The organism is Streptomyces sp. SM1, assembly GCF_002910825.1.
GTDB lineage: Bacteria > Actinomycetota > Actinomycetes > Streptomycetales > Streptomycetaceae > Streptomyces > Streptomyces okerensis.
Map to the genome: position 1 here is coordinate 1 of NZ_NEUB01000379.1, position 6,331 is coordinate 6,331.

General features: G+C 73.4%; 4 protein-coding genes and 1 pseudogene. All 5 read left to right on the top strand.

What is annotated here, in order from left to right; all coding sequences use genetic code 11:
- Nucleotides 1-176 precede the first annotated feature (176 nt).
- Nucleotides 177-1,361: a spore photoproduct lyase family protein gene (locus tag B9S61_RS09665; protein WP_103541897.1), complete on the top strand. Its 1,185-nt coding sequence runs from the start codon at nucleotides 177-179 to the stop codon at nucleotides 1,359-1,361.
- 77 nt (nucleotides 1,362-1,438) lie between these two features.
- Nucleotides 1,439-2,293 (top strand): ABC transporter ATP-binding protein, encoded by an 855-nt coding sequence (locus tag B9S61_RS09670; RefSeq protein WP_103541898.1) that lies wholly within the window; start codon nucleotides 1,439-1,441, stop codon nucleotides 2,291-2,293.
- Nucleotides 2,290-3,264, top strand: a complete 975-nt coding sequence (locus B9S61_RS09675; protein WP_103541899.1) for an iron-siderophore ABC transporter substrate-binding protein — start codon at nucleotides 2,290-2,292, stop codon at nucleotides 3,262-3,264. The genes B9S61_RS09670 and B9S61_RS09675 overlap by 4 nt, the downstream gene beginning before the upstream one ends.
- Nucleotides 3,265-3,268: 4 nt before the next feature.
- The gene (locus B9S61_RS09680; RefSeq protein ID WP_103541900.1) at nucleotides 3,269-5,335 is read left to right on the top strand and encodes an iron ABC transporter permease; all 2,067 of its coding nucleotides are present in this window, start codon (nucleotides 3,269-3,271) and stop codon (nucleotides 5,333-5,335) included.
- Nucleotides 5,336-5,700: 365 nt separating this feature from the next.
- Nucleotides 5,701-6,331: pseudogene (locus tag B9S61_RS09685) on the top strand (hypothetical protein); the annotation flags it as partial.

The window sequence follows — 6,331 nt, forward strand, 5'->3', positions numbered from 1 at the left end:
CCCGCGGCCGCGCGCGGAGCCGATGCCGGCAGGACGCCGTGCGACCGACCCGGCGCCTTCGAAGCGGACCGGCACACCCAGCGACCTGCGACGCCGCCAACCGCGGCCAGCGGCTCCGCACCGTACAGTGGAGAGAACGCCGCATACCGCCCCCCGTCCGAGCAGCCGGTCAGGACATGCCCCACCACTCCTCCCCGTCCCACGGCCCGCAGGAGCCGCTCTTCGGCCTCGACGAGCTGCCGCTGAAGCCGGCGGCCCGCCGGCCGGGGCCCGTCGCCTCCCCGTTCCGGGACTCCGAGCACGCACGCAGGCTCCTCGCGATCCGCGAGATCCACGCCGAACCGGCCGCCGCCGTCTCGCCCCGCGGCCGGGAGATCCTGGCCCGGTTCCCCGGCGCCCGGCTGATCGAGGTGGACTCCCACTGGCGCATCCCCGAGCTGCACGGCAACGAGGGAAGCGCCGACCGCTGGATGCGGATCAAACGCGAGACCCTCGTGCTGGGCGTGAAGAAGACCCTCACCACGCGCCCCAACGGCCGCTCCGCCGACTGGATCGCCCCCGGCCCGTCCAACGGCTGCGCCCTGTCCTGCGTGTACTGCTACGTGCCCCGCCGCAAGGGCTTCGCCAACCCGATCACCCTTTTCACCAACATCGACCGGATCATCGCCCACCTGGGACGCCACGTCGCCGGCCGGGGCCCCAAACCGGAGCCCAACCAGTGCGACCCCGAGGCCTGGGTGTACGACATCGGGGAGAACGGCGACTGCTCCGTCGACGCCCTCGTCTGCGACAACACCGCGGACCTGGTCCGCGCCTTCCGTGACTGGCCTACCGCGAAGGCGTCCTTCGCGACCAAGTTCGTCAACCCCGACCTCCTGGACCTCGACCCGCGCGGCCGCACCCGCGTCCGGTTCTCGGTGATGCCTGCCGAGGACTCGCGCCTGCTCGACCTGCGCACCAGCCCGGTCGACCGCCGGATCGCCGCCGCCGCGGACTTCCTGGACGCGGGCTACGAGGTGCACTTCAACCTCTCGCCCGTCGTCGTCCGCCCCGGCTGGCAGGAGGCCTGGACGGAGCTGCTGCGGCACATGGACGACGTACTGCCGCCGCGCGTCAAACGGCAGGCGCTGGCCGAGGTCATCATGCTCACCCACAACGCGGACCTGCACGAGGTCAACCTCCGCTGGCATCCGCGCGGCGAGGACGTCCTGTGGCAGCCCACCGCCCAGGAGACCAAACGCTCCCAGAACGGCGCCCTCAACCTCCGCTACCGCGCCGACATCAAACGGCGCGCCCTCGCCGAGCTGCGCGCACTCCTCGACCGCCACACGCCGTGGCTGGGTGTGCGCTACGCCTTCTGACAGACAGGCAGGACCCATCCGGAGCTGCCGCGGGTCCCCCCTGATCATTCGAATTAAGGGTAGGCTAACCTTGCCTCGTGATTCCTGGTGAAGAGGCGGCCCTGGGCCCGCGTGGGCACGAACTGTCGGCCACCGATGTGACCGTGGCGTACGACGGCACCGACGTCGTGCACGGCGCGGCACTGACCCTGCGGCCCGGCGAAGTGACCGCCCTGGTGGGCCCGAACGGCAGCGGCAAGTCGACCCTGCTGCGCACGGTCGCCCGGCTGCAGCGGCCACGCAGTGCCTCGCTCACGATCGACGCGGGCACCGACGCGCTGGCGCTCAGCCCCCGGGAGTTCTCCCGCCGCGTCGCCCTGCTGCTGCAGGGACGCCCCACCCCCAGCGGGCTGAGCGTGCGCGACGTCGTCGAGTTCGGCCGCTACCCGCACCGCGGCCGATGGGGCGGCACGGACCCCGGCGGCCGCGCCGCGGTGGACCGCGCACTCGCCCTGACCGGTGTCGCGGAGCTCGCCGAGCGCGGAGCCGAACACCTCTCCGGCGGCCAGCTCCAGCGCGTATGGCTGGCCGGCTGCCTCGCCCAGGAGACCGGCGTCCTCCTCCTCGACGAACCCACCACCTACCTCGACCTGCGCTACCAGGTCGAACTCCTCGACCTGGTACGCGACCTGGCGGAGGAGCACGGCATCGCGGTCGGTGTCGTCCTGCACGACCTCGACCAGGCGGCGGCCGTCGCCGACCGGATCGTGCTCCTCGCGTCCGGCCGTGTCGTCGCGGAGGGCCGCCCCGAGGACGTCCTCACCCCGGAACGCCTGACCGAGGTCTACGGCATCCGGATCGAGGTCGACACCGACCCCCTGACCGGCCGGCTGCGCACCCGCGCCATCGGCCGCCACCACACCCGAAGCGAAAGGCTCCGTACCACCTCATGAGACGCCTCCTGCGCACCGCGCCCCTGGCTGCCGCCGCCCTCCTGCTCGCCGCCTGCGGCACCACCGAACCCGCCGCCGACGAGGCCAAGGAGTCCACCGAGGCGATCACCCTCACCGACGCCACCGGCGCGAAGATCGAACTCGACGGCCCCGCCGAGAAGGTCGTCGGCACCGAGTGGAACGTGGTCGAGCACCTGATCTCGCTGGGCGTCGACCCGGTCGGCGTGGCCGACGTCAAGGGGTACCGGACGTGGGACTCCGCCGTCCCGCTCAAGAACGAGCCCAAGGACATCGGCACCCGCGGCGAGCCCAGCATGGACACCATCGCCTCGCTCGAGCCCGACCTCATCGTCGCCACCAGCGACCTGCAGCCGGGCGCCCTCAAGCAGTTGCGCAAGGCCGCCCCGGTCGTCACGGTGACGTCCGCCGACGCCTCCGACCCGGTCGGGCAGATGCTGGAGAACCTCGACCTCATCGCCGAGGCCACCGGCACCACCGAGCGCGCCACGACCCTGAAGAAGGACTTCGACGCCAAGCTCGCCGAGGGCACGAAGGCCCTCGCGGACGCCGGCCTGGACGGCGCGGAGATCGCCTTCGCCGACGGATACGTCAGCGCCAACCAGGTCTCCCTCCGCCCCTACACCGCCGGTTCACTCATCGGCGGGATCAACGAGCGGCTCGGACTGAAGAACGCCTGGAAGCTGAAGGGCGACGAGGCGTACGGTCTGGCCGCCACCGACGTCGAGGGGCTGACCGGCCTGGGCGAGGTGCAGTTCGTCTACATCGGCAACGAGGACGACGCCGCCAGCGACCCCTTCGGCAAGGAGCTCGCCGGCAACTCCATATGGAAGTCGCTGCCGTTCGTGAAGTCCGGTGACGTGCACCGGCTGGACGACGGCATCTGGATGTTCGGTGGCACCGGCTCGATGGAGGCGTACACCGACGCCCTCGTCGCCTCGCTGACGAAGTAGCGCGATGGCCGTCACCGCCACCACTCCCACCGCCCGTCCGGCGACGGTGTCGTCCCGGACGGGCGCGGCCGCGGTGACGACCGCGCTCGTGCTCCTGGTCGCCGCCCTCGCCGTCGTCGACATCGCCCAGGGCACGGCCGCGGTCGGCCCGGCCGAGGTACTCAAGGCCCTCACCGGACGGGCAGACCCGGCCGACGCGTCCGTCGTCATCGCCTCACGGCTGCCCAGGATGACCGCCGGTCTCCTCGTCGGCGCGGCCCTCGGCATGGCCGGCATCGCCCTGCAGGCGGTCAGCCGCAACGTCCTGGCCTCTCCCGACACCCTGGCCGTCAACGCCGGCTCCTACCTCGCCCTCGGCATCGCCGCCGTCACCGGTGTGTCGCTGCCGCTGCTCGCCTCCTCGGGTGTCGCCTTCGCCGGCGGGCTCGCGGCGGCGGCCGTCGTCCTCGGACTGTCGGGCCTCGGCGCGGGCACCGTACGCCTCGTGCTCGCCGGTACCGCGCTCGCCCTCGGACTGACCGCCGTCACCCAGGGACTGCTGCTGCTGTTCCCGCAGGAGACCGAGGGCCTCTACCAGTGGAACCAGGGAAGCATCGGCCAGAACGGCTTCGACGGTGTGCTCCAGATGCTGCCCGTCGCCGTCGCCGGACTCGCCGGCCTGCTGCTCATCGCCCGCAGGGTCGACGCCCTCGCCCTCGGCGACGACACCGCCCGCGGACTCGGCGTCCCCGTGCGCGCCACCCGGATCACCACCGTCGTACTCGCGACACTGCTCTCCGCGGCGGCCGTCACCCTCGCCGGCCCCATCGGCTTCGTCGGCCTGTGCGCCCCGGCCCTCGTCCGCCCGCTCGCCCGCTGGTTCCGCGGGATCACCAGGCTGCGGGCCGGAGTGCCGCTCGCCGGCCTGGTCGGCGCCGCGCTGGTTCTCGGCGCGGACGTGCTGCTGCGCGCGTTCATCGACTCGGACACCGCGGTCGCCGTCCCCACCGGTGTGGTCACCAGCCTCGTCGGCGCGGTGTTCCTGGTGGTGATGGCGGCCCGGCTCCGCGACACCGCCGGAGCCCCGGCACCGGACAGACTGCTCATCCGCAGCCGCGCCGTCTTCGTCACCACCCTCCTCGTGCTCTCGCTCGCCCTGGTCGGCGTCACCGTCGCCGCCGTCCTCGTGGGCGACAGCAAGCTGCTGCTCGGCGACGTGGCCAACTGGCTGCAGGGCAGGGCCGGCCGCACCGTCTCCTTCGTCCTGGAGACCCGTGTGCCCCGCGTGCTCGCCGCGCTCCTCGCCGGCGCGGCACTCGCGCTGGCCGGCACCCTGGTGCAGGCCGTCACCCGCAACCCGCTCGCGGAACCCGCCGTCCTCGGCGTCTCCGGCGGCGGCGCCCTCGGTGCCGTGATCCTCGTGACCAGCGTCCCCGTCGCCGGGGCGTGGGGCATCGCCGGGGCCGCGTTCGCGGGATCCGCGGTCACCGCGGTCGTCGTGTTCGGCCTCGCCGCGCGCGGAGGGTTCCAGCAGAACCGGCTGGTCCTCGTCGGCGTCGGTGTCGCGGCCGGTACGACGGCCCTGATCAGCCTGCTGATCGTGCTCACCGACCCGTTCAACGCCACCAAGGCCCTCACCTGGCTGTCGGGCTCCACCTACGGCAGGACCCTGCCCGACGTGGTGCCCCTCGCCGCCGTGCTCGCCGTCGCCGTCGTGGTGGCCGGGATCCGGCACCGGGAACTCGACCTGGTCTCCCTCGACGAGGACACCCCCCGGCTGCTGGGCCTCGACCTGGCGCGGGGCAGGCTGGGCTTCCTCGTGGTGAGCGTCCTGCTCACCGCGACCGCCGTGTCCGCCGCAGGCACCATCGGCTTCGTCGGTCTGGTCGCCCCGCACGCGGCCCGCGCCCTCGTCGGACGACGGCACACCCGGGTCCTCCCGGTCGCCCTGCTCCTGGGCGCCGTACTGGTGTGCGCCGCGGACCTGCTGGGCCGCACCGTCATCGCGCCGGCCCAGCTGGGCGCCGGCCTCATGACGGCCGTGATCGGTACGCCGTACTTCCTGTACGTACTGGTGCGCAGCCGCCGCTAGCGAACCGGCCGGAGGAATCCGGGGACCCCGCGGGCCCCGCGACGAGGGCGTTCACCGCTCCGCCCGGGACCCGCGGTATCCCCGGCGCTCCGTGCGTCGCGGGCCGGCCCGGGAGACGACCCCCTCCGCTTCCGCAGACGTGCGGAACGCGCGTCGGAGTGTTCGGACGTGCGGGTCAGAAGACGCATGGACGGGAAACCGTCGTCCCCGCCCAGGGGTTGACCACCGTGCCCACCGGAGAGCCCGGTGACCGGAGCCGACCGCGAAAGGCACCTGACACGGTGTGAGTGACGGGCTACGCTCGCCGCGATGACCACATACCCCGTTCTCGGATTGGGGGTCCCGTCCAAGCAAGGTGAGTGCTGATGCACACACCTTCCGTGGACGGGGACTCCCGCCTCTCCCTCTGGCTGCGCGTGCGTGAGTACGCCGTGCCGCCCTCCATGATCGAGACCGCGACCGCCCGCCGACGCGCCGGCGACTGGGCAGGCGCGTGCGCCGCGGCCGGTATCGACGTCGACCTCCGCCTCCGTACCCTGGCCCGCACCCATGGCCGGGAGCTCGCGGCCCGAATCCGGTCCGATCTCCGGCACTTGGCGCCCGACCTGCTGCGCTGGCACATGCCGCGAGTCGACCCCGACGGACTGCTGCGCCCGGGCCGCACCCTTGCCCTGGCCCGCTACGACCGCCCGGACCCGGTGTACCTCGTGGTCCGGCCGCCGCCCGCCTGGGCGGACGGCGGCCAGCGGATCAGCCTCGCCCTGTGGGACACCTCGCGCCTCGGCGCCGACGCCCGGCACCATCCGCACCCGCGTCCCGCGCCCCGGTTCCGCCTGGACCTGCACCGCCACCTGTGGGACGCCCGCAGGACCGGTGAACTGCGGGTCCGCTCCGGTGCCGACCGGCCGCCGCCAGGATCCGAGCCGCCCGGGCCCCTCCCGCCCGGACACCACTGCGCCGTGGACCGCTGGGCCGACGAGGCACGGATCGTGCTCC

Excerpts from the sequence above, each read along its gene's own strand:
- B9S61_RS09665 (WP_103541897.1), top strand. The coding sequence starts at position 177 with ATGCCCCACCACTCCTCCCCGTCCCACGGCCCGCAGGAGCCGCTCTTC.
- B9S61_RS09675 (WP_103541899.1), top strand. The coding sequence starts at position 2,290 with ATGAGACGCCTCCTGCGCACCGCGCCCCTGGCTGCCGCCGCCCTCCTG.
- B9S61_RS09680 (WP_103541900.1), top strand. The coding sequence starts at position 3,269 with ATGGCCGTCACCGCCACCACTCCCACCGCCCGTCCGGCGACGGTGTCG.